The sequence below is a fragment of the Ectothiorhodospira marina genome, from assembly GCF_900109495.1.
GTDB lineage: Bacteria > Pseudomonadota > Gammaproteobacteria > Ectothiorhodospirales > Ectothiorhodospiraceae > Ectothiorhodospira > Ectothiorhodospira marina.
The window spans coordinates 248277-272070 of sequence record NZ_FOAA01000001.1; the positions used below are offsets into that span (position 1 = coordinate 248277).

The window sequence follows — 23794 nt, forward strand, 5'->3', positions numbered from 1 at the left end:
ATGAGTGCCTACATCGCCAACAGCTTTAATTACACGGATATGGCAGGTCTGGGTGAGCTGCGGGGCCGTGTGCAGAGCCAGTCGCCCGAGGCGGCCGACGAGGTGGCGCGGCAGTTCGAGGCCCTGTTCATCCAGATGATGATCAAGAGCATGCGTGAGGCCGCGCCAGCAGAAGGCCTTCTTAACAGCCAGCAGACCCGCATGTTTGAAGGCATGTTCGACCAGCAGGTGGCGCTGGACATGGCTCAAGGGCAGGGGATCGGCCTGCGTGAACAGGTGGCAAGGCAGCTGTCGGGACCGGAGGCACGGCGCGACGACGACCGGGCACTGGAAATGCCCACGCATCGAGTGCCCGCCTTGCGTGCCGCCATCGAGGCGGCGGTGGCAGCACCAACTGCCTCCCTGCAGCGTGAGGACGCCCCAGGGGTTGGCAGCGCGACATCAGATCAAGGCACGGAGATGGCGGCCCCGGCTGGGGGTGATCAGCCCTGGATGCCGCAATCCCCGCAGGAGTTCATCCGCGACGTGTGGCCCCATGCAAGGGAAGCCGCTGCGGAACTGGGTGTGGCCCCTGAGGTGCTCGTGGCTCAGTCCGCTCTGGAAACGGGCTGGGGACAGCACGTGATCCGGCATGGGGATGGGCGCAGCAGTCATAACCTGTTCGGCATCAAGGCGGACAGCCGCTGGCAGGGTGACCGGGCCACGGTACAGACCCTGGAATATGTGCAGGATCTGCCCCAGTTGCAGCGGGCCCAGTTCCGTTCCTACGGCAGCGTGGCCGAGAGCTTTGAAGACTATGTGGATTTCCTGCGCAGTAACCCTCGCTACCGGCATGCGCTGGAGGCCGCCGGTGATCCGGAACAATATGTGCGCGGCCTGCAGGACGCAGGTTACGCCACCGACCCCGGCTATGCGGACAAGATTCTGAACATCATGCAGCGTGGCACGCTCAGCGACACCCTGGCCGGATTCAAGTCTGGCGGTGAGCGGCCGCTATCCTAAAAGAGGTAACGATCATGTTCATGCACACTATTCACTTCAAGCCGCGGACTGCCGCCAGGAGGGCATCATGAGTGCGGGACTCTTTGGTATCGCGACCTCCGGGCTGAATGCGGCACAACGTTCCCTGGACACCACCGGCCACAACATCGCCAACGTCAATACCGAGGGCTACAGCCGCCAGCGGACGGAGCAGGGTACGCGCCCGGCCCAGTTTTCCGGGGCCGGCTACGTGGGCCGGGGTGTGGATGTGATGACCGTGAGGCGGATGTACGACGAGTTCGTGCAGACCCAGTTGCGCAACAACACCACGGCCAGTGAGTATCACAGTACACAGCGGGATTTCATCAGCCGGGTGGATAACCTCCTGGCCGATCCGGCTGCGGGCCTGTCGCCTGGTCTGCAGCAATTCTTCTCGGCCACCCAGGAACTGGCCAATGACCCCACCTCCAGTGCCAACCGCACCGTGTTGATCTCGGAGTCCCAATCACTGGTGGATCGCTTCAAGTTCCTGAGCCAGCGGCTCAGCGACCAGCAGACCATCGTGGATGGTCAGATTGGCGCGGGGGTGGATGAGATTAATGGATACAGCGACTCCATCGCCCGACTGAACCAGCAGATTGTGGCCGCTCAGGGCCGGGGTCAGCCTCCCAATGACCTGCTGGACAAGCGGGACCAGATGGTCCTGGAACTGTCCAAGTTCGTGGACGTGAGAACCACCGTGCAGGATGACGGAGCCATGAACGTCTTCATCGGCCGTGGCCAAGGAGTGGTGCTGGGCAACAAGGCCACGCCGTTGTCCGCTAACCGCCCGACACCGGGGGCGCCCCTGGAGATCACGTTCGGTGCCCAGGGGGATAAGGGCGTCAATGTCACCAACCTGATCTCAGGCGGCAAACTGGGTGGTCTGCTGGACCTGCGCAGCTCGGTGCTGGACGAGGCCCAGAATGAACTGGGGCGGGTCGCGGTTTCCGTTGCTGTGGGGTTCAACAATCAGCATCAGGCGGGACTGGATCTGGATGGCAATCCGGGGGAGGCCTTTTTTAACGTGCCTCGACCTGAAGTTTTGTCGGCCTCTGGGAACACTGCTGAGAAACCCAAGGTCACTATTGATCCGGAGGGTCTATCTGAATTGACGAGTCGGGATTACCGCATGACTCGTGAGGGTGGCAATTGGGTATTGGATACCGTTCCCGGCAGTTCGCCACAAACGCTTGATTTCACCAGTGGTGACCCGGTGCGCGCCGCGGGTATGTTGATTGACGAGCCCACAGGAGGAGCAGCCGAGGGTGATAGCTTCCTGATCCGCCCAACCCGTAATGCGGCCCGGGAGATGCAGGTGAACATCACCGAGCCGGATAAACTCGCTGCGGCTGCAGGGTGGTTGGCCGATCCTGAGGTCGATGTCCAGTCCTTGAGTGTGGTGAAGCCAAACGATCTGCCAGCGACCGGGACCAATTCGGTGAATTTTAGTTTCGATAGTAATGACGAAATTGAGCCGGGGGCGGGCGTATGGAAGAAGGTGGTGGATGGCATCGAACTGGTGGTTCGCTCAGATGGTAATCCTGGAACGGTGGAACTGAACCGCAACACCGACCCAGGCCCCGGCGATAACCGTAACGGCCTGGCCCTGGCGCAGGTGCAGTCCACCGGTTACCTGGACGGGGGCAAGAGTTCCATCGAGGACGCCTACAACGGCCTGATCGGCAAGGTGGGCACACAGACCCGTCAGACTCAGGTGGCTGCCGAATCCCAGGCTCGGTTGCTGGCGGATGCCCAGGCCCAGCGGGAAAGTCTCTCCGGGGTCAATCTGGATGAGGAAGCAGCCAACCTGCTTAAATTCCAGCAGGCCTACCAGGCTTCCGCTCAGGTGATCAGCATTACCAGCACGCTGTTCGACACCCTTATCGGCGCAGTGAGGCGATAGATCATGCGTATATCCACGAGCCATATCTTCCAGAACGGCATCGACGTGATTCAGCGCCAGCAGGCCGAGCTCTCTCGCACCCAGAACCAGTTGGGCACCGGGCGCCGCATCCTGTCACCCTCGGACGACCCCAGTGGCAGTGTTCAGGCCCTGCAGTTCGAGAGCCGTATCGATCAGACCAAACAGTTCCAGCGCAACGGCGGCCTGGCCGAGCAGCGCCTGCGCCTCACCGAGGTCACCCTGGCCTCCGTGGGGGATGGCCTGCAGCGCATCCGCGAACTCTCCGTGAAGGCCAACAACGCCACGGAAACCGACGAAACCCGGCGCTACATCGCCGGCGAGATGCAGCAGGTGCTCAACGGCCTGGTGGACCTGGCCAATACCCGCGATGCCAACGGGGAGTACCTGTTCGCGGGTTACAAGTCCCAGACCCAGCCTTTTGTCACGCAGGGTGGCGAGGTCAGTTACCAGGGGGATGATAACGCCCGGCAAGTGGACATCAGCCCCGTGCGCAAGCTGGCGGTGGGAGATCCGGGTAATCAGGTATTCGGCGATGCGAATGTGCCCGGGGCACTCAAGGATGGGAATGGGACCTTCCTCACCGTGCCGAAGGAGGACAATGCGGGCTCGGGTGTCATCAGTTCAGGGGATGTGGTCGATCGCGGTGCCTGGCAAAACGCAGTGGGGGCTGTTTCGGGAGAATTGGAATATAAGGTCACTTTCGATAACGATGGCGAGACATTTTCGATCGAGGCATTCGATAACGGAGCGGGGATCACAACGGATCCATTCGATAGCCTGCCCACGGATCAGCCCTTCCAGAGTGGCGAGGCCATTGAGTTCAATGGTATCAGCTTCGATATCAAGGGCACTCCGGCTGACGGTGACGAGTTCACCATTCGCCCTTCCGAACCCCAAAGCCTCTTTGCCGGCGTCCAGAACATCATCGATGCCCTGCAATCCCCGGTGGGCACCAGTACCGCCCCGGTGAACAACGCCATCAACCGGGGCCTGTCCGAACTGGACAACGCCCTGGGCCACGTCCTGGATACCCGCGCCACCGTGGGTGCGCGCCTTAATGCCCTGGAGAACCAGGATAACCTCAACCAGGATCAGATCCTGCAGCTGGAGACCACCATCTCCGAGATCCGCGATCTGGACTATGCCGAGGCCATCAGTCGTTTCAACCTGCAGCAGGTGGGTTTGCAGGCGGCGCAGCAGTCGTACACGCAGGTGGCCCGCCTCTCCTTGTTTGATTACATCCGTTGATCGAAGGGGCGACAAGCGCTTTTCGGCCCTCACCCCAACCCCTCTCCCGCCAGCGGGAGAGGGGGTCAGACTTCTTCTTACCGGGCGTGCGCCTTTCTCCCTAACCCCTCTCCCGCCAGCGGGAGAGGGGGTCAGACCTCTTCTTACCGGGCGTGCGCCTTTCTCCCTAACCCCTCTCCCGCCAGCGGGAGAGGGGGTCAGACCTCTTCTTCCCGGGCGTGCGTCTTTCTCCCTAACCCCTCTCCCGCCAGCGGGAGAGGGGCTCAGGCCTCTTCTTCCCGGGCGTGCGCCTTTCTCCCTTCTCCCCCTGGGGAGAAGGGCCGGGGATGAGGGGGGCGGCGGGCACCATCCCGTCCAGCATGATAAAATCCCGGGTTTTCCCAAACATCCGTCGGAAGGCCACTCCATGCTGGAACTCAACCCGCTTTTTTCCCATATCAAGGATCTGCAAGGGCGTGTGGATGCCCTGAGGGGGTATCTTTGACTTCGATACCAAGCGCGAACGCCTGGAAGAAGTAAGCCGGGAACTGGAAGACCCCAATATCTGGAACGACCCCGACAAGGCCCAGGCCCTGGGCAAGGAACGTTCCCACCTGGAAGGCATCGTCCATAACCTGGAGCGCATTGGCGGTGGCCTGGATGATGCTCAGGAACTGCTGGAGATGGCCCAGGCCGAGGGCGACGAGGACACCGTCCAGTCCGTCCAATCAGACCTGGATCAATACGAATCCACCGTCGCCGGCCTGGAATTCCAGCGCATGTTCTCCGGCGAAATGGACGATACGGCGGCCTTTCTGGAAATTCAGGCTGGCTCGGGTGGCACCGAGGCCCAGGACTGGGCGGAGATGCTGCTGCGCATGTACCTGCGCTGGGGCGAGCGCCGCGACTTCAAGACGGAACTGATGGAAGTCTCTGCGGGTGAAGTGGCCGGCATCAAGAGCGCCACGGTGCGTTTCGAAGGCCCCTACGCCTTTGGCTGGCTGCGCACCGAGACCGGCGTGCACCGGCTGGTGCGCAAGTCCCCCTTCGACTCGGGGAACCGCCGCCACACCTCCTTCACCTCCGTGTTCGTCTCGCCAGAGGTGAGCGATGACATCGATATCGAGATCAACCCGGCGGATCTGCGTATCGATGTGTATCGGGCCAGTGGCGCCGGTGGTCAGCACGTGAACCGTACCGAGTCTGCCGTGCGTATCACCCACTTGCCCACCGGGGTGGTCACGGCCTGTCAGAACGGTCGTTCCCAGCACAAGAACAAGGACTTCGCCATGAACCAACTGCGCGCCAAGCTCTACGAACTGGAGTTGCAGAAGCGCAATGCGGAAAAACAGGCCATGGAGGACAACAAGGCGGACATCGGCTGGGGTAGCCAGATTCGCTCCTATGTGCTGGACCAGTCCCGCATCAAGGACCTGCGCACCGGCGTGGAGGTGGGCAACACCCAGGCGGTGCTGGATGGTGATCTGGACCAGTTCATCGAGGCCAGCCTCAAGAGCGGCCTGTGATGCCGCTTGCGTCATTTTCCGCGGTGGAGTCTTGCCGCGTCATTCCGTTACATAGCATTCCATTGGCAGACTGATGAACGACCAGACCCAGGACGAGAACAAGCTCATTGCCCAGCGTCGGGAGAAGCTGGGCAAGCTGCGCGAAGATAACGGCGCGGCCTTTCCCAATGATTTTCGGCGCAATGTGATGGCTGGCGAGCTGCACGCCGAGTATGGCGAGCAGGAGCCGGAATGGTTCGAGAGCAACCCCATCCGCGTGGCCGTGGCCGGTCGCATGATGGCCAAGCGGGTGATGGGCAAGGCGAGCTTTACCCAGTTGCTGGACATGTCCGGGCGCATTCAGTTGTTCGTGCAGCGGGATGAACTGCCCGAAGGGCGTTATCAGGCATTCAAGGCCTGGGACGTGGGGGACATCCTGGGCGCAGAGGGTACCTTGTTCAAGACGAAGACCGGCGAGCTGTCGGTGAAGGTGGACAGCCTGCGCCTGCTCACCAAGTCGCTGCGGCCGCTGCCGGAGAAGTTCCATGGCCTGTCGGACATGGAAACCCGCTACCGCCAGCGCTACGTGGACCTGATCATGAACGAGCCGGTGCGGGAGATCTTCCGTACCCGCACGCGCATCATCCAGAGTATTCGCAATTATCTGAATGCCCGGGACTTCCTGGAAGTGGAAACCCCCATGATGCAGTCCATCCCCGGCGGGGCGACGGCGCGCCCCTTTGCCACCCATCACAACGCCCTGGACATGCAGTTGTTCCTGCGCATCGCGCCGGAGTTGTATCTCAAACGTCTGGTGGTCGGGGGGTTCGAGAAGGTCTATGAGATCAACCGCAATTTCCGTAACGAGGGGCTGTCCACCCGGCATAACCCCGAGTTCACCATGCTGGAGTTCTACGAGGCCTATGTGACCTACCATGAACTCATGGACCTCACCGAGGACCTGTTGCGCACCCTGACCCGGGATGTGCTGGGTACCACGACGGTGAGTTACCAGGGCGAGACCTACGACTTCGGTCAGCCCTTCGAGCGCCTCACCGTCAAGGAAGCCATCCTCAAGTACAACCCGGATCTGAATGCGGTCGAGCTGGAAGACGAACAGAAGGCCCGTGCCGTGGCCGAGCGTCTGGGCATTCCCCTCAAGGATGGCTACGGGCTGGGCAAGGTGTGGATCGAGATCTTCGAGAAGACGGCGGAGTCACGCCTGCAGGATCCCACCTTCATTACCGCCTATCCCACGGAGGTCTCCCCTCTGGCTCGACGCAATGACGAGGATCCTTTCGTAACGGATCGCTTTGAATTCTTTGTCGGCGGGCGGGAGATCGCCAATGGCTTTTCCGAGCTCAACGACTACGAGGATCAGGCGGAGCGCTTCCGGCTTCAGGTGCAGGAGAAGGAGGCCGGCGATGACGAGGCCATGCATTTTGATGCCGACTACCTGCGGGCCCTGGAGCATGGCATGCCGCCCACGGCGGGCGAGGGCATCGGCATCGATCGTCTGGTGATGCTGTTCACCGACTCACCCTCCATCCGGGATGTGCTGCTGTTCCCCCACATGCGACCCGAGGCAGGCTAGGCTCCCCCCATGACCCCGAACATGCCCGTTGCCCGCCGCATGGCGGATATCCAGCCCTTTCACGTGATGGACCTGCTGGCCCGGGCCCGGCGGCTGGAGGCCCAGGGGCGGGACATCATCCACCTGGAGATCGGCGAGCCGGATTTCCCCACCCCGGCCCCCATCGTCGAGGCGGGTCGTCAGGCCCTGGCCGATGGTCACACCCATTACACTCCGGCCACCGGGTTGCCGGCCCTGCGCGAGGCCATCGCCCGTTTCTATCAGGATGAATACGGGGCCCATGTGCCCCCGGAGCGCATCGTGATCACCCCGGGGGCCTCCGGGGCGCTGTTGCTGGTGATGGGGGTGCTGGTGAACCCGGGGGCCCAAGTGATCATGGCCGATCCCGGCTATCCCTGTAACCGGCATTTTGTGCGTGCCATGGAGGGTGAGGCCGTGGGCGTGTCGGTGGGGCCGGATACGGCCTATCAACTCACGCCGGACCACCTGGCCGACACCTGGACCGAGCGCACCGCTGCGGCCATGGTGGCCACCCCGTCCAACCCCACCGGCACCCTCACCGAGACGCACAGCCTCAAGTCCATGATCGACTTTGCCCGCGCCCAGGGCGGCAACCTCATCGTGGATGAGATCTACCAGGGGTTGGTCTACGGGCAATCCCCCACGACGGCGGCAGGCCTGTCCAATCAGGTCTTCGTGATCAACAGCTTTTCCAAGTTCTTCGGCATGACCGGCTGGCGCCTGGGCTGGGTGGTGGCCCCGGAACCTTATGTACGTGAATTGGATAAACTGGCCCAGAATCTCTTCCTGGCGGCTTCAACCCCGGCCCAGCACGCGGCCCTGGCGGCCTTTACCCCCGCCTGCCGGGAAATCCTGAATGAGCGCCGTGAGGCCTTCCAGCAACGACGGGACGTGCTGCTGCCGGGGTTACGCTCGCTGGGTCTGCAGGTGCCGGTCACGCCCCAGGGCGCCTTTTACATCTATGGCCACAGCACAGCCTGGGGGGAGGACAGTTTTGTCCTGGCGGAACGTCTGCTGGAAGAGGCGGGTGTGGCTGTCACTCCGGGCATCGATTTTGGCCGTTACGGGGCCGATCAGCATCTCAGGTTTGCCTACACTCGCGATGTGCCGGTGCTGGAAAGCGCGCTGGAACGACTGGGGAAGTGGCTGGCCTGAAGGGAGACGATCGCTACAAAGCGCAAAAGGGGACGGATTTAAATCCGTCCCCTTTTGGTCTCCCTTGTCTCGCTTTTATCACTTCACTCGGGGTTCGGCCTGGAGGATTTCCTCGCTGGCCTGATCCGCATACGTCTTGAAATTGTTGTGGAACAGCATGGCCAGCTTCGCCGCGGTGTCCTGGTAGGCCTGCTTGTCCTCCCAGGTGTTGGATGGGATCAGCACTTCGTCGGGTACGTTAGGGCAGGTGACCGGGATCTGTACCCCGAAGATGGGATCCTTTACGGTGTCGGATTTTTCCAGCGAGCCATCGTGAATGGCATCGATGATGGCGCGGGTATGGGCGATGCTCATGCGCTTGCCTACACCGTACGGGCCGCCACTCCAGCCAGTGTTGACCAGCCAGACGCGCACGTCATGCTCGCGGATACGCTCTGCCAGGAGTTCGGCGTAGCGGGTGGGGTGCCACACCAGGAAGGGGGCGCCGAAACAGGCGGAGAAAGTGGCCTCGGGTTCGGTGACACCCACCTCTGTTCCGGCCACCTTGGCGGTGTAGCCGCTGATGAAATGGTACATGGCCTGGGCAGGGGTGAGACGGCTCACCGGTGGCAGTACGCTGAAGGCATCGCAGGTGAGAAACACCAGGTTGCGCGGATGCCCGCCGGTGCAAGGGATCTTGGTATTGGGGATGAATTCCACCGGATAGGAGCAGCGGGTGTTCTCCGTGATGGAGCTGTCCTCGTACTGTACTTCCCGCGTATCCGGGTCGTAGACCACGTTCTCCAATACGGCACCGAAGCGGATGGCGTTGTAGATTTCCGGTTCGGCCTTGGGATCCAGATTGATGGCCTTGGCGTAGCAACCGCCCTCAATGTTGAACACGCCCTGGTCAGACCAGCAGTGCTCGTCGTCACCGATGAGGTAGCGACCCGGATCAGCGGAGAGGGTGGTCTTGCCAGTCCCGGAAAGCCCGAAGAAGACGGAGACATCGCCCTTTTTGCCCTCGTTGGCGGAACAGTGCATGGAGAGCACGTCCTGCTTGGGCATGATGTAATTCATGATGGTGAATACGCCCTTCTTCATCTCACCGGCGTATTCGGTGCCCAGGATGACGAATTCGCCTCGGGCAAAGCACAGGCTGACGCTGGTGGGATTCTTCACGCCCAGGATGCTGGTGTCTGCCGAGGCGCGACCGGCATTGTAGATGACGTAGTCGGGTTCGCCGAACTGCTCCAGTTCCTCCGGGGTCGGGCGGATGAGCATGTTGCGCATGAACAGGGCATGATAGGCCCGCTCGCAGATCACGCGGATACGCACCCGGTAGCGAGGGTCCCAGCCGGCGAAGCCGTCGATGACGTACAGTCGTGAGCAGGTGTTCAAATGATCGACTGCCTGGGTGCGCAGGGCATCGAAGCTGGCCGCCTCCAGGCCCACATTGACCGGACCCCACCAGACATCATCGTTGATGTGCTCGTGGGAGACCACGCGCTTGTCCTTGGGGCTGCGACCGGTCTTGTCGCCGGAGCGGGCGATCAGGGCGCCCGTGGAGGAGATGGCGGTGCCGTGTTCGTGGGCCAGGGCCTCTTCATAGAGAACGGCGGGGGAGGGATTGCGCAGCACTTTCGCCACGCTGATGCCATGCTGATTCAGGCTGAAGGTCATGCAGATCTACCTGTGGGGAAAGGAGGGGGTTTGAGACAGACTATTAAGATGCGTGGGTTAAAACAACAGCCGTTCCGATTATTTTGGATATTTCATTGATAAATGCCATGCGGGCGGCCAGGAATCAAGGTCTGTTGCTATTGCCCTGCCGTTGGCTTCCTGTCACGATTTACGGTTTTTTCTTATAAGTATCTATTCAAAAGTGCTGAAAGCCCCATCGTGGGGCCGCATGAGGTGTGCTGCATGAGCCTGACATCGCTGTTGACGCCGTGAGATACCGTTCCGATTATGCCTATTCGGATCAGCGGGTAAACTGGCGGATCCTGCTCAGTCTGATCCCCTATCTGATGGAGTTCAGGGGGCGGGTGATCCTGGCCCTGGGTCTGCTCACCCTGGCCAAGCTGGCCAATGTCCTGGTGCCGGTGGCGCTCAAGTACATTGTCGATCATTTCGAGTCTTCTCCCGAGACTGCGGTCATGGTGGTGCCGGTGGCCCTGTTGGTGGCCTACGGCCTGTTGCGCTTCGGGACGGTATTCTTCTCGGAACTGCGGGACGCGGTATTCGCACGGGTGGCAGAACGGGCCATGCGTCGGGTGTCGTTGCAGGTGTTCGAGCATCTGCATCGGATGGATCTGGGCTTTCACCTGTCCCGCCGCACGGGCGGGCTGGCCCGCGACATCGAGCGCGGTACCTCCGGCATCAGCTTCCTGCTGCGTTTCACCCTGTTCAATATCCTGCCCACCCTGCTGGAGATTGGCATGGTGGCGGTAATCCTCTTTCTGGTCCTGAGCCCCGGTTTTGCAGTGACCATGGTGCTGGCAGTGGCCATCTACATCGCCTTTTCGGTGATCGTGACGGAATGGCGCAACCGCTTTGTGCGCCAAGCCAATCAGATGGATAACCGTTCCAACACTCGGGCGGTGGACAGTCTGCTGAACTTTGAGACGGTAAAGTATTTCGGCAACGAGGGTTACGAGGCGGGCCGGTACGATACGGATCTGGAGGCCTGGGAGACGGCGAGGATGAACAATCGTCTCTCCCTGGCGGCGCTGAATTCGGGGCAGGCCTTCATCATTGCCGGTGCCATTACGGTGATGATGGTGATGGCGTCCACCCAGGTGGCGCAGGGGAAAATGACCCTCGGTGATCTGGTGATGGTGAATGCCTACATGATTCAGTTGTTCATTCCCTTGAATTTCCTGGGTTTCGTGTATCGGGAAATCCGCGAGTCCCTGATCAACATTGAGCGGGTATTCCGGTTGATGGATCAACCGCCGCGGGTGGTGGATCGCCCGGATGCCCGGCCTTTGGTGCCGGATGGGGGCGAGGTGGCCTTCGAGGGGGTGAGTTTTGGCTACGGGGCCGACCGGCAGGTGCTTCACGAGGTGAGTTTCCGGGTACCCGCGGGCCATAAGCTGGCGCTGGTGGGAAGTAGTGGCGCGGGCAAGTCGACCATCGCGCGTTTGTTGTTCCGTTTTTACGATGTGGATGGGGGGCGCATCACCATCCATGGTCAGGATATTCGGGAGGTCACCCAGGACAGTCTGCGGGCGGCTATTGGGGTGGTGCCTCAGGATACTGTGCTGTTCAACGATACCATCTATTACAACATCGCCTATGGCCGCCCGGACGCGCCCCCGGAGGAGGTGCACCGGGCGGCCCGGCTGGCGCATCTGGAAGAGTTCATCCAGCGGCTCCCGGAGGGCTTTGACACGGTGGTGGGTGAGCGGGGCCTGAAGTTGTCCGGCGGCGAGAAGCAGCGTATCGCCATCGCCCGGGTGATCCTCAAGGATCCGTCCATCCTGGTGCTGGACGAGGCCACATCCTCGCTGGATTCCCATTCGGAGCAGGCCATCCTGGGCGCCCTGCGGGAGATCGCCCGTGAGCGCACGACCCTGGCCATCGCCCACCGTCTGTCCACGGTGGAGGATGCAGACACCATCCTGGTGCTGGAGCACGGGCGCGTGGTGGAGCAGGGCACCCACGAGGCATTGCTGGGCGCCAACGGGGCCTATGCGGCACTGTGGCGGCGTCAGCAGCGGGGGGAGGGGTAGGCTCGACTGCCGCATCCCTGCGGCAGACGCCCGCTTACAGGGAACCGCCCCCCGGACTCAGGAACTGGTCGGTTTTGGGGGTGCCCGCTCCCAGGCCATGGCAGCGGTAGCGCAGCTACACAATGAACCCCTCTCCCCTCCGGGGAGAGGGGTTGGGGTGAGGGGCGCGGCGGGCACGATCTCGGGTGTGTCAGCCTACCCCCAGTAACGCCGCCCCGTACGCCGCTTCCGTCTCCCTCGCCGCCACCATAGCCACACCACACCGGACCTCCCGCATCCGCGTCCACGCCGGATTCCTCGCGCCACCCCCCACGGTGCGGATGGAAGCCAGCGAGGGCGCCCCCAACTCCCGCATGAGCGCATATCCCCGTGCCTCAATGGCCGCAATCCCCTCCAGCAGTCCCTGAAAGAAAATCACATCATCTTCCGGTCGGGGCGAGAGCCTCGGCGCCATGGCCGGATCGCAAACGGGAAAGCGCTCTCCCACACCAGGCAGCGGGTAGTAGTCGAGACCGGTGGGTTCCTCGGGTCGGAGCGCAGGAGTCATGTCGGCCATCTGCCCATCGCTGAAATGCTGACGCAGCACTGCCCCGCCGCTGTTGGAGGCGCCGCCCACCAGCCAGCGGTCGTGCAGACGATGACTGTAGATCCCGTACTTCGGGGCAAAGAGGGGGTGATCGGACAGCATCTTGATGGCCAGAGTGCTGCCCAGGGACGTGACCGCCTCGCCGGCGCGATCAGCGCCGGTGGCCAGGAAGGCGGCGATGCTGTCGGTGGTGCCGGCGATGATCTGAAGGTTACGGGGCAGTCCCAGTTGCCGGGCCAGGTCGGGCCGGATGGGAGCGAGAGGGGTGCCGGGCGGTGAGACCTGGGGCAGAAGATGGGTCGGTAAGTCCAGCGCGTTCAGCCATGCTGGCCAGGCGCGTTCAACCGGGTCGAAGCCCAGTTTCAGGCAGTTGTTCTCATCGCTCAGGCCAAACCGGCCAGTCAGGCACCCCGCCAGCCAGTCGGCCTGGTGCAGGGCATGGGCGGCGCGCCCGGTCTGGCCTGGGTGATGTTCCAGCCACCACAGGAGCTTGGCCAGGCTGGAACTGGCCCCATGGGCACCGCTGTCATCCGGCGCCACGCCCGCGATGCGATCGGCCTGGGTGCGTGCCCGCGCGTCGTTGTACATGAGGGCGGACCCGAGGGGAGCTCCTTCGGCGTCCGTGAGCAGCAGGGTGGCCGAGGTGCCGTCAATGGCCAGGGTGCGCGGCGGGCAGGGCAGGGCGCGAGCGAGCTCGGTGAGTACCTGCTGCAGGGCGGTCCACCACAGGGCCGGGTCCTGTTCCACGGTCGCGCCGTTGCGGAGCGGGGCTTCCACCGCTATGGCATGGCTGGTGAGGCGTGCCCCATCTGGTGCCACGGCAGCCCCGCGGCATCCGGAGGTGCCTATGTCGATGCCGAGATGACAGTAAGAGTGTGGCATGTTCGGATGTTCGTTGGCTGGTTGTCGGGTGTTTCCTGCTTCGGTCGTGGCCCCTTCCCCCTCACCCCAACCCCTCTCCCCGGCGGGGAGAGGGGCTCAGGATCTTTTGCCGGCAACCGGAAGCCCCGATCTCAACGCCTCTTCGTGGGCGGCGGGTTCCTGTAAGCGGGTGTTCGCCGCATGGAAGCGGCGGTCAAGCCTACAGGGATGTATTCACGGCGTCCCGCTGTAAGGAACCCGCCGCCCGCGAAGAGGCTACCCTCCGAAGCTAAACCCGGGAGAGTGTTGCCTCGAAGTTAAATCCAGGTGATTGTGTCCCCGGAAGTCAAGCTCGGGGGAGTGTGCCCCCCACAGTCAAACCCCGGCAAGCGGACCCCGCACTCAGGGCAGTTTCACCTCCTCGGGCGCCACCCACTGCGGATCCCGGTGCTCCACCACCACCGTGGTATACACCCCGCCGCGCACATTGAACTCTGCCGTCAGCCGCATGAACCGGGGCGCAGTCGCCTTCACCAGATCCTCCAGGATGCGGTTGGTCACGGCCTCGTGAAACGCGCCCTCGTCCCGGAAGGACCACACATACAGCTTCAGCGACTTCAGTTCCACGCAGCGCTCATCGGGCACATACTCCAGGCGCAGCTCGGCAAAGTCCGGCTGACCCGTCTTGGGACACAGGCAAGTGAACTCCGGCACCTGGATACGAATGGTATAATCACGGGCTTTGTTGGGGTTTTCAAAGGTTTCCAGTTGCTTACTGGGCTGGGTGGTCATCAGTATCAATCCGGTCTGATCGCGGCGCGCCGGGCGCCACCGCGAGAATCGAGGGTTCATGGGTTACAAGCGGTATAGTTTAGCGTTTTCTTCTGGATTCGGCAGTCCGTCATGCGTCTGAGCAAGATCAAGCTCGCCGGATTCAAGTCCTTCGTGGATCCCACCACCATTCCCTTCCCCAGCAACCGGGTGGGCGTGGTGGGCCCCAATGGCTGCGGCAAGTCCAACACCATCGACGCCGTGCGCTGGGTCATGGGCGAGTCCTCCGCCAAGTATCTGCGCGGCGATTCCATGGAAGACGTCATCTTCAACGGCTCCTCCTCCCGCAAACCCGTGGGTCAGGCCTCCATCGAACTGGTGTTCGACAACAGTGACGGTGGTCTGGGGGGGCAGTATGCCCAGTACAACGAGATTGCCATCAAACGCCGCGTCAGTCGCGATGGGCAATCCCAGTATTTTCTCAACGGCACCCGCTGTCGTCGCCGGGACATCACCGACATCTTCCTGGGCACCGGCCTGGGGCCGCGCAGCTACGCCATCATCGAACAGGGCATGATCTCCCGCCTCATCGAGGCCAAGCCTGAGGAATTGCGCGTCTACCTGGAAGAGGCCGCCGGGATCTCCAAGTACAAGGAACGTCGGCGGGAGACCGAAAACCGCATCCGCCACACCCGGGAGAACCTGGAACGCTTGCAGGACGTGCGCGACGAGGTGGAAAAACAGCTCAAGCACCTGCAACGCCAGGCCGAGACCGCCGAGAAATACAAGACACTCCGGGACGAGGAACGTCGGATCAAGGCCGAACTGCTGGCCCTGCGCCTGAGAGACCTGGACCAGGAGGCTCAGCGACGGGAACAGACCCTGCGCACCCAGGAGACGCGCCTGGAAGAGGTGGTGGCCTCGCAGCGTCAGCAGGAAACCGGCCTGGAACGAGATCGCGAGGCCCTTCATGAGGCCAACGAAACCCTCAACCAGGTGCAGGGGCGCTACTACCGGCTTGGCGCTGATATCTCCGGCACCGAGCAGTCCATTCGCCATCACAAGGAGATGCAGGAACGCCAGTCCCGGGAGTTGAAACAGGCCGAACAGGCCCTGGCCGAGACCACAGGCCACATCCAGGCCGATGAGGCGCGCCTGGTGGAGGTGCTCGGTTCCCTGGAGGAACTGGAGCCGGAGCACGAGGTGGGCAGCGAGGCCCTGGAAGAGGTCAACGACCGCCTTGCGGAGGCTGAACAGGCCATGGGGGACTGGCAGGGGCGCTGGGAGGACTTCAATCGGCGCGCTGCCGAGCCCAGTCAGGTGGCCCAGGTGGAACGTGCCCGCCTGGAGCAACTGGAAAATCAGATCGGTCAGCTGGACGCCCGCCATGGGCGCCTGGATGATGAACTCAAGGGTTTGTCCACCGAAGGGCTGCAGGCCGAGATCGACACCGTGGCCGAAGAGGTGGAGCGGGCCCGGGAGCAGGAACGGGCCCTGCAGGACAACCTTCAGGAGACGGCGGACCGGATTCAGGGCAACCGGGATGAAAGCCGCTCCCAGGCTGCCGAACTGGAGGAATGGCGTCGCCGCCTGCAGGCGCATGGCGGACGACTGGCCTCGCTGGAGGCGTTGCAGCAGGCGGCCCTGGGCAAGGAGGCCAGGACCCTGGTGGACTGGCTGGAAGGCCAGGGCCTGGACGGGGCACCGCGACTGGGCGAGACCCTGGATGTGGCGCCTGGCTGGGAAAAGGCCGTCGAGACCGTGCTGGGCCCTTTCCTGGAGGCGGTCTGCGTGGAAGACCTGGAGGCGGTGGCGCAGGTCACCGGCAGCCTGGAGCAGGGTCAGCTGGTGGTCTTTGAACAGGCCGGAGAGGCATCCATCGAGGCGACGGGGGGTGACGCCCTGGCCGACCGGGTGTCCTCACGCCTGCCGCTGGGTGAGTTGCTGCAGGGCATCTTCACCGCCCCGGATCTGGATGCCGCCCTGGCCCTGCGACCGCGGTTGCAGCCTCACGAATCCGTCATCACCCCCGAGGGCCTATGGCTGGGGCCCCGGTGGCTTCGGATCGCCCGGGACCATGACGAGCACGTCGGGCTGCTGGCCCGTGACAAGGAGATTCGCAGCCTCAAGGAAGAGATCGAGACCCTCAAGGAGGCGGTCGACACCCGCCAAACCCTGATCGAGGAGCAGCGGGAGGCCCGGCGAGAACTGGAAAGTGTGCGGGATCAGTTGCAGCAGGAGGTCAACCAGGCCCATCGCACGGTATCCGATCGGCAGGCCCAGCTCAGCAACCGCCAGACCCGGCTGGAGCAGATGGAAACCCGCCTCCAGCGCGTGTCCGATGAAATGGCGGAGATCCGCCAGACCCGCGAGCGCGACGCCCAGGCCCTGCAGCAGGCCACCCGCAAGCGCAATGAAGCCGTCACCCGGATGGAGTCCCTGGCCCGGGAGCGTGAAGGGTTGGATGCGGAGCGTGACACCCTGCGCCAGCGCCTGGAAACGGTGCGTAGCGAGGCGCGTACACGACGCGATGCGGTGCATCAGTTGGCCCTGCAGGTGCAGTCCCTCACTGCGTCACGGGATGCCACGCAGCAGAGCCTTGCCCGGATGCGCAGCCAGTCCTCACAACTGGCACTGCGCCTGGAGACCCTGCGTGAATCCCTGGAGGCCTCCGGCGAGCCCATCGCAGAGTTGGAGGACACCCTGGAGGCCCGGGTCAGTGAACGTGCGGCCCTGGAGGATGAACTGGCCCGGGCGCGTGATCAGGTGCAGTCCCTGGAAGCGCGCATGCGGGAAACCGATCAGGCCCGGGTTACCCGGGAGCGAGAGGCTGAATTCCTGCGCCAGGGTCTGGATGAATTGCGCATGGCCTGGCAGGAGATTAAGGTTCGTAGACAGACGAGTCTGGAACAATTGCAGGAGAGCGGGTTCGAGGCCGACGAGCTGCTGGCACAACTGGACACCGAGGCCAGTGTGGAGGCCTGGCAGTCACGGGCGGATGATCTGGCCCAGCGTATCCAGCGCCTGGGAGCCATCAACCTGGCGGCCATTGACGAGTACCGGGAACAAAGCGAGCGCAAGCAGTATCTGGATGACCAGTACGCGGACCTGGTGGAGGCCCTGGATACGCTGGAGGGCGCCATTCAGCGTATCGACCGGGAGACGCGGTCCCGTTTTCGCGAGACCTTTGAGCGGGTCAACGTGCGGCTCAAGGAGATGTTCCCGCGGCTGTTCGGTGGTGGTCAGGCCCACCTGGAGATGACCGGTGATGACCTGCTCACCACGGGTGTGGCCGTGCTGGCGCGTCCTCCGGGCAAGCGCCTGTCCACCATCCATCTCATGTCCGGAGGTGAGAAGGCGCTCACGGCAGTGGCCCTGGTGTTTGCCATCTTCGAGCTCAACCCGGCACCCTTCTGCATGCTGGATGAGGTGGACGCGCCGCTGGATGAGGCCAATGTGGGGCGCTTTTGCGACCTGGTGAGGGAGATGTCGGAACGGGTGCAGTTCATCTTCATCACCCACAACAAGGCCACCATGGAAATGGCCGATCAACTCATTGGCGTGACCATGCGGGAGCCGGGGGTGTCGCGGCTGGTCACGGTGGATGTGGAAGAGGCGGCGCAGATGGCCATCGGCTGAGCGGCACGGCGCCCTTTGAAACCGAACACTTGAGACAGGACCGGGGAGATGGATACGTTGCGTTGGATTCTATTGTTACTGGGGGTCATGATCCTGGCCGGGATTTACCTGGCCGGGCGCATCCGCCAGCCGCGTCGTCCCCGTGATCTGGACGACGACGGGATCGATGCGGACGAACTGGAACACGTGCATATCCGTGCCGACGAGGGCTTTACGCCCTCGTCTTCGCGCGCGGAAGAGGCACAGCCCATGGGAGAGGATCCTCTCGTATCGCGGCGCCAGGAGCCGGTGTTTGACGAGGTCGGCGTGGGCGAGGTACGGGTGGTTCACCGGGATACCCCCCGGGAGGACGAGGCTGAACCCACGCCGGGCCAGGAGCCGTTATCTGGTTCGGATTCCGGTTTGGAAAGGGTCGAGTCCTCTGTCACCGAGCGTCCGCCCCGGTCGACCCGCTCCCGCGGACACGGCGGTGCAAGCCGGCGCCCCCGGAGGGGCAAACCGGGCATGCTCGCCCGACTCAAGAGCAGCCTACCCAAGCCTTCCCTGCCGGGTATCAAGGCGCCCGGATTGCCGGGACTGGGCCGGTTGTTCCGTGGCAAGGGCACCTCGAGCAGTGTGGACGAGGCGCCGGCTGGCGAGAGTGAAGCCGCAGCTTCGGCGCAACCGGAGGCCGAGGACAAGATCATCGTCCTGCATGTGGTCGCCCCCAATCAGGAGCGATTCCTGGGCGTGAATCTCCAGGCGGCCCTGGCCGAAATGGGCCTTGAGCATGGCGATATGGGCATCTACCACCTGAACGTCTCCGACGGTCAGCGCACCTTCACCCTGTTCAGCCTGGCCAACATGGTCAAGCCGGGCAGCTTCGATCCCGAGACCATGGACGCATTCACCACCCCCGGTGTGAGCCTGTTTCTGCGCCTGCCCGGGCCCTGTGATCCCCTGGAGAGCTTTGATGCCATGCTCACCTGCGCCGAACGACTGGCGGAGCGCCTGAACGGTCAGGTGCTGGATGCCTCCCGCAGCGCGGTGACGCCCCAGGGCAATCAGCACACGCGTGAGGATATCCGCCAGTGGAAACTGCACAGGGGACTGTAACCTCGAGTGATGTCGATGAATGATGCCGCACCCGAGGCCGTTCGGGAGAAAGTGGAGGCCCTGCGCAGTCAACTGGATCACCATGACTACCGCTATTACGTCCTGGATGACCCGGAGATACCGGATGCTGCCTATGATCGCCTGCTGCGTGAGTTGCAGGATCTGGAGGCCGAATATCCCGAACTGGTGACGCCCGAGTCACCCACGCAACGGGTCGGTGGGCGCCCCCTGGAGGGCTTCCCCGAGGCCCGTCACCTCCTGCCCATGCTCTCCCTGGATAACGCCTTCGAGGAGGCCGAAGTGCTGGCCTTCGACCAACGTCTGCGGGAGCGCCTGGATACCCACGACACTCTGGCGTATGCGGTGGAGCCCAAGCTGGATGGCCTGGCGGTCAGCCTGCTCTACGAAAACGGCCAGCTGGTGCGTGGCGCCACCCGGGGGGATGGCACCACCGGTGAGGACATCACCTCCAATATCCGCACCATCCGTGCCATTCCTCTGCGGCTTCAGGGGGCGCATCACCCGCCCCGGCTGGAGGTGCGGGGGGAGGTCTATATGGAAAAGGCCCGTTTCGAGACATTGAATGCACGGGCGCGGGAGGACGGCGGCAAGGTCTTCGTGAATCCCCGCAATGCTGCTGCTGGCAGTCTGCGGCAGTTGGACCCCCGGGTGACCGCTGAACGTCCCCTGTCCTTCTTTGCCTATGGCGTGGGATACGTGGAGACAGGCAATCTGGCCGATACTCAGGGCGAGACCCTGGATCAACTGGCCCGCTGGGGCCTGCGGGTCTGCCCGGAGCGTGACGTGGTCAGCGGCGCCGAGGGGTGCCTGGCATACTATCGGCGCATTTGCCAGGCCCGCGACGAACTCCCCTATGAGATCGACGGAGTGGTGTACAAGGTCAATTCCCTTCGCCTGCAGCAGGAACTGGGTTTCGTCTCCCGGGCGCCGCGCTGGGCCATCGCCCACAAATACCCGGCTCAGGAGCAGATCACGGTGCTCAAGGAGGTGGAGTTCCAGGTGGGCCGTACTGGAGCGGTGACCCCGGTGGCTCGCCTGGAGCCGGTCTTCGTGGGGGGCGTGACGGTGAGCAATGCCACCTTGCACAACATGGACGAGGTTTTGCGCAAGGACGTGCGTATCGGTGACACGGTGATCGTGCGCCGTGCCGGCGACGTGATCCCCGAGGTGGCAGGGGTGGTGAAGGATCTTCGCCCCGAGGATGCCCGTGCCATCGTCATGCCCGAGACCTGCCCGGTGTGCGGTTCATCGGTGGTCCGGCCCGAGGGTGAAGCGGTCTCCCGATGTTCCGGTGGACTTTACTGTGCTGCCCAGCGCCGCGAGGCCATCAAGCATTTCGCCTCGCGCCGGGCCCTGGATGTCGAGGGGCTGGGAGACAAGCTGGTGGAGCAATTGGTGGACCGGGGCCTGGTGGAGCATGTGGATGATCTTTACGCCCTGGACAGCGCCACCCTGGCGGGCCTGGAGCGCATGGGCGAGAAGTCGGCGGCCAACCTGGTGGCGGCGCTGGAGAAGAGCAAGCACACCACGCTGGACCGGTTCATCTTTGCGCTGGGCATCCGTGAGGTGGGAGAGGCCACGGCCCGCGGTCTGGCGGCCCATTTCGGCAGCCTGGATGCCCTGATGGCGGCGGATGCCGACGCCTTGATGCAGGTGCCGGATGTGGGGCCCAAGGTGGCCGAGCATGTATCGGCCTTCTTTGCCCAGCCCCACAACCGCGAGGTGATCCAGGCCCTGCGAGAGGCCGGTGTGCGCTGGGAAGAGCATGAACCCGCCGCTCGGCCATCGGATGAGGATCAACCTCTGGCGGGCTGCACCTACGTGCTCACCGGCACCCTGTCATCCATGACTCGGGATGAGGCGGGCGCCCGCTTGCGGGCGCTGGGGGCCAAGGTATCAGGCAGTGTATCCAAAAAGACCACCGCTGTGGTTGCCGGGGATGCCGCCGGCTCCAAGCGTGACAAGGCAGAACAACTGGGTGTGCCGGTGCTGGATGAGAGGGCGTTGATGGAATTGCTGGGGGGATCGGCAACGGGCGCTGAGCCGGGTGATTAGTGCCAGTCCCATTCCCCATCGTTCAGGGGGGCCTCGTCGAAGGTGTCTTCCAGTCGGCGGCGCAGGGCCTTGCGCTCCAGGTAAAGCTCCAGTGAATGTCGGGCCGACAGTCGTGTCGGTGATTCCGAATCCTTCCAGTCAAAACCGGGCTCTTCGTCATCGCCCGGAAGAATGTCAGGGGACAGGCTCATAGGGGGAGGATCTCCAGGATCATTGTGATTGAGCCTGCCTTATAAACTTTTCCCGGAAATCCGCAAGACGATTCTTTTTATCGACTATCCCAAGGAGGATTGATGTGTGGGTAGCGGATGAAGCACCCACGAAAAAGGGCCGCTCACCATCGGTGAGCGGCCCTTCAATCCAAAGAACTCAGGTTCAGCCACAAACACGCCCCTCTCCCTCAGGGGGGAGGGGCGTGACATGTCACCTCAGATCATCGGGCCTGGTAGATCAGGACCGCCGGGCCTGACGGCGGGGGCCTTCCTTGCGAGGTCCGTTGAACCGGCGGGGTCCACCCCGGGAGGGGGTGGCGTCATTGATGGGGCGCAGCCCCAGTTTCTGACCACAGACCCACACCTTTTTCAGGTGATTCAGCAATGCCGGGGGCATCTGGGCGGGCAGGTCCACCGTGGCGTGATCTTCACTGATGTCGATCTTGCCGATATGGGAATTGTCCAGGCCCGCTTCATTGGCGATGGCGCCCACCAGGTTGCCTGGCTTGAGGCCATGCTGATGGCCTACGTCCACCAAGAAGCGTTGCATGCCCTCATCCACCTGCTCCTGGCGGCGAGCGCCGCCCTTGCGCTTGGGCGGACGCTGCCCGCCGTCCATGCTCCGCTCGCGGCCCTTGCGGGGCCCCCGTTCCGGTGCGGGCGGGGTCATCTCCCGGCTCTCATCCAGCAGCAGCGGGGTGTCGCCTTGGGCAATGTGAGCCAGGGCGGCCGCCACGTTCATGGGATCCTCGTCATTTTCCTTCACGTACTCGGCCACCAGGTTCTGGAAGAACTCCAGATCCTGACCACCCAGGGTGTCGGCAATCTGCTGACGGAACCGTTCGATGCGGCGCTCGTTCACATCGCGAGTGGTGGGCATGTGCATGGCCTCGATCGGCTGGCGCGTGGCCCGTTCGATGGCCTGGAGCATGCGCTGTTCGCGAGGTGCCACGAACAGGATGGCCTCGCCCTGGCGACCGGCCCGGCCGGTACGGCCGATGCGGTGTACGTAGGACTCGGTGTCGTGGGGAATGTCGTAGTTGACCACATGGCTGATGCGTTCCACATCCAGGCCCCGGGCCACCACGTCGGTGGCCACGACGATGTCCAGTTGGCCACGCTTGAGGCGTTCGACCACGCGCTCACGCAGGTTCTGCGGGATGTCGCCGTTCAGGGCTTCGCAGGCGTGTCCGCGGGCCGCCAGCTTTTCGGCCAGCTCCACCGTCTCGGTCTTGGTGCGCACGAAGACCAGCATGGCATCAAAGTCTTCGTGTTCCAGCAGGCGCGTGAGCGCGTCCAGCTTGTGCAGCCCACTGACCCGCCAATAGCGCTGACGGATGGTCGATGCCGTGGTCGTGGTGGAAGCAATGCGGACTTCCTGGGGGGATTTCAGGTGCTTGCGCGCCACCTTGCGAATCACGTCGGGCATGGTGGCGGAGAACAGGGCCAGCTGACAGGTGGCCGGGGTTTGTTCCAGCACCCATTCCACATCGTCGATAAAGCCCATGCGCAGCATCTCGTCGGCCTCGTCCAGCACCAGGGCCGTCAGGCTTTCCAGGCGCAGTGTGCCTCGGCGCATGTGGTCCATGACGCGACCGGGGGTACCCACGATCACCTGGGCGCCGCGCTTGAGTTGACGCAGTTGCACGGTGTAAGACTGCCCGCCGTAGATGGGCAGCACGTGGAAGTCAGGCATGTGCCGGGCGTAGGTCTCAAAGGCCTCGGCTACCTGGATGGCCAACTCGCGGGTGGGGGCCAGTACCAAGATCTGGGGATACTGCACGTTGGGATTGAGCTTGGCCAGCAAGGGCAGGGCGAAGGCGGCCGTCTTGCCGGTGCCGGTCTGCGCCTGGCCCAGCAGATCCTGGCCGGAGAGCAGCACCGGGATGCTCTGAGCCTGGATCGGCGTCGGCTCTTCGTAGCCGCTCTCGTCGAGGGATTTGAGGATGGATGCGGGCAAGCCCAGCGCCGCAAATGCGGCTGGGGTAAGATTTTCCTGATTCAATGTGATGACCTGTGGAAGAGGAAGAAAGGAGGGGCGCTGATCACGAACGCGTGCTTATCATGCACTGGGCCCCCGGATCTCGAAGCGGTGGACCGTTCTATGCTCAGGTCCGCTCGAAGACCCGCCTGTTCCACGGTGTGCCGCTTGGGCTGGATTCGTTTGGTGCCGGGAGCGAGAATCGAACTCGCACTCTGTTGCCAGAACCGGATTTTGAGTCCGGCGCGTCTACCAGTTCCGCCATCCCGGCTGAATCCAATCCAGCATTTTAATCGGGAAGTAGGGGAAAAGATAGCCCACCTTGCAAATGTTGCGATCCATCCCCGGCCGAATAGCCCGTACACGTTAACGGACCGGGGTGGGGGACGCCTCAGTCGCCCCCTGACC

General features: G+C 63.3%; 15 protein-coding genes and 1 tRNA gene. 10 read left to right on the plus strand and 6 right to left on the minus strand.

What is annotated here, in order from left to right:
• From flgJ to BMY52_RS01185, 6 genes are all read left to right on the plus strand, one after another.
• Window positions 1–1002 carry a flagellar assembly peptidoglycan hydrolase FlgJ gene (gene flgJ / locus BMY52_RS01155; protein WP_090249800.1) on the plus strand — a complete coding sequence of 334 codons (1002 nt, stop codon included), beginning with the start codon at window positions 1–3 and terminating at the stop codon, window positions 1000–1002.
• A 67-nt stretch (window positions 1003–1069) separates the two neighbouring features.
• Window positions 1070–2926 (plus strand): flagellar hook-associated protein FlgK, encoded by a 1857-nt coding sequence (gene flgK / locus BMY52_RS01160; protein WP_090249802.1) that lies wholly within the window; start codon window positions 1070–1072, stop codon window positions 2924–2926.
• Window positions 2927–2929: 3 nt separating this feature from the next.
• A complete protein-coding gene (flgL, locus tag BMY52_RS01165; protein WP_090249805.1) occupies window positions 2930–4195 on the plus strand; it encodes a flagellar hook-associated protein FlgL in 1266 nt (421 codons plus the stop codon).
• Window positions 4196–4601: 406 nt separating this feature from the next.
• Window positions 4602–5700, plus strand: a protein-coding gene (gene prfB, locus BMY52_RS01175) for a peptide chain release factor 2 (RefSeq protein WP_143050393.1) whose coding sequence is annotated in 2 segments (ribosomal slippage) — window positions 4602–4676 and window positions 4678–5700 — 1098 coding nt in all. Because the reading frame shifts where the segments join, the coding sequence is not laid out codon by codon here.
• Window positions 5701–5773: 73 nt separating this feature from the next.
• Window positions 5774–7273, plus strand: a complete 1500-nt coding sequence (lysS, locus tag BMY52_RS01180; protein ID WP_090249808.1) for a lysine--tRNA ligase — start codon at window positions 5774–5776, stop codon at window positions 7271–7273.
• Between the two features lie 21 nt (window positions 7274–7294).
• Window positions 7295–8449: a pyridoxal phosphate-dependent aminotransferase gene (locus BMY52_RS01185; protein ID WP_245740480.1), complete on the plus strand. Its 1155-nt coding sequence runs from the start codon at window positions 7295–7297 to the stop codon at window positions 8447–8449.
• A 78-nt stretch (window positions 8450–8527) separates the two neighbouring features.
• On the opposite strand, the gene pckA is transcribed toward BMY52_RS01185, so the two are convergent.
• Window positions 8528–10111, minus strand: a complete 1584-nt coding sequence (gene pckA / locus BMY52_RS01190) for a phosphoenolpyruvate carboxykinase (ATP) (protein ID WP_090249814.1) — start codon at window positions 10109–10111, stop codon at window positions 8528–8530.
• A 269-nt stretch (window positions 10112–10380) separates the two neighbouring features.
• Between pckA and BMY52_RS01195 the strand changes: the two genes are divergently transcribed.
• The gene (locus BMY52_RS01195) at window positions 10381–12165 is read left to right on the plus strand and encodes an ABCB family ABC transporter ATP-binding protein/permease (RefSeq protein WP_245740482.1); all 1785 of its coding nucleotides are present in this window, start codon (window positions 10381–10383) and stop codon (window positions 12163–12165) included.
• Window positions 12166–12355: 190 nt separating this feature from the next.
• Here the strand turns inward: BMY52_RS01195 and BMY52_RS01200 are convergent, their stop codons facing one another.
• Together BMY52_RS01200 and queF are read right to left on the minus strand one after the other, a co-directional pair.
• Complete coding sequence (locus BMY52_RS01200) at window positions 12356–13633, minus strand: FGGY-family carbohydrate kinase (protein ID WP_090249817.1); 1278 nt, start codon at window positions 13631–13633, stop codon at window positions 12356–12358.
• Between the two features lie 381 nt (window positions 13634–14014).
• Window positions 14015–14404 carry a preQ(1) synthase gene (gene queF / locus BMY52_RS01205; protein ID WP_025282048.1) on the minus strand — a complete coding sequence of 130 codons (390 nt, stop codon included), beginning with the start codon at window positions 14402–14404 and terminating at the stop codon, window positions 14015–14017.
• Window positions 14405–14515: 111 nt separating this feature from the next.
• Between queF and smc the strand changes: the two genes are divergently transcribed.
• The 3 genes from smc to ligA are packed head-to-tail and all read left to right on the plus strand — an operon-like array spanning window position 14516 to window position 21193.
• Window positions 14516–18022: a chromosome segregation protein SMC gene (smc, locus tag BMY52_RS01210; RefSeq protein ID WP_090249819.1), complete on the plus strand. Its 3507-nt coding sequence runs from the start codon at window positions 14516–14518 to the stop codon at window positions 18020–18022.
• A gap of 48 nt (window positions 18023–18070) precedes the next feature.
• Window positions 18071–19117, plus strand: a complete 1047-nt coding sequence (gene zipA / locus BMY52_RS01215; RefSeq protein ID WP_090249821.1) for a cell division protein ZipA — start codon at window positions 18071–18073, stop codon at window positions 19115–19117.
• A 9-nt stretch (window positions 19118–19126) separates the two neighbouring features.
• On the plus strand, window positions 19127–21193 hold the full coding sequence (ligA, locus tag BMY52_RS01220; protein ID WP_425429214.1) for an NAD-dependent DNA ligase LigA: 2067 nt from the start codon (window positions 19127–19129) through the stop codon (window positions 21191–21193).
• Here ligA and BMY52_RS01225 read toward each other — a convergent pair.
• From BMY52_RS01225 to BMY52_RS01235, 3 genes are all read right to left on the minus strand, one after another.
• Window positions 21190–21384: a PA3496 family putative envelope integrity protein gene (locus BMY52_RS01225; protein ID WP_090249827.1), complete on the minus strand. Its 195-nt coding sequence runs from the start codon at window positions 21382–21384 to the stop codon at window positions 21190–21192. The two genes, ligA and BMY52_RS01225, sit on opposite strands and share 4 nt — an antisense overlap.
• A gap of 259 nt (window positions 21385–21643) precedes the next feature.
• Window positions 21644–23410: a DEAD/DEAH box helicase gene (locus tag BMY52_RS01230; RefSeq protein WP_090249830.1), complete on the minus strand. Its 1767-nt coding sequence runs from the start codon at window positions 23408–23410 to the stop codon at window positions 21644–21646.
• A 160-nt stretch (window positions 23411–23570) separates the two neighbouring features.
• Window positions 23571–23657 (minus strand) — tRNA-Leu (locus BMY52_RS01235).
• Window positions 23658–23794 lie beyond the last annotated feature (137 nt).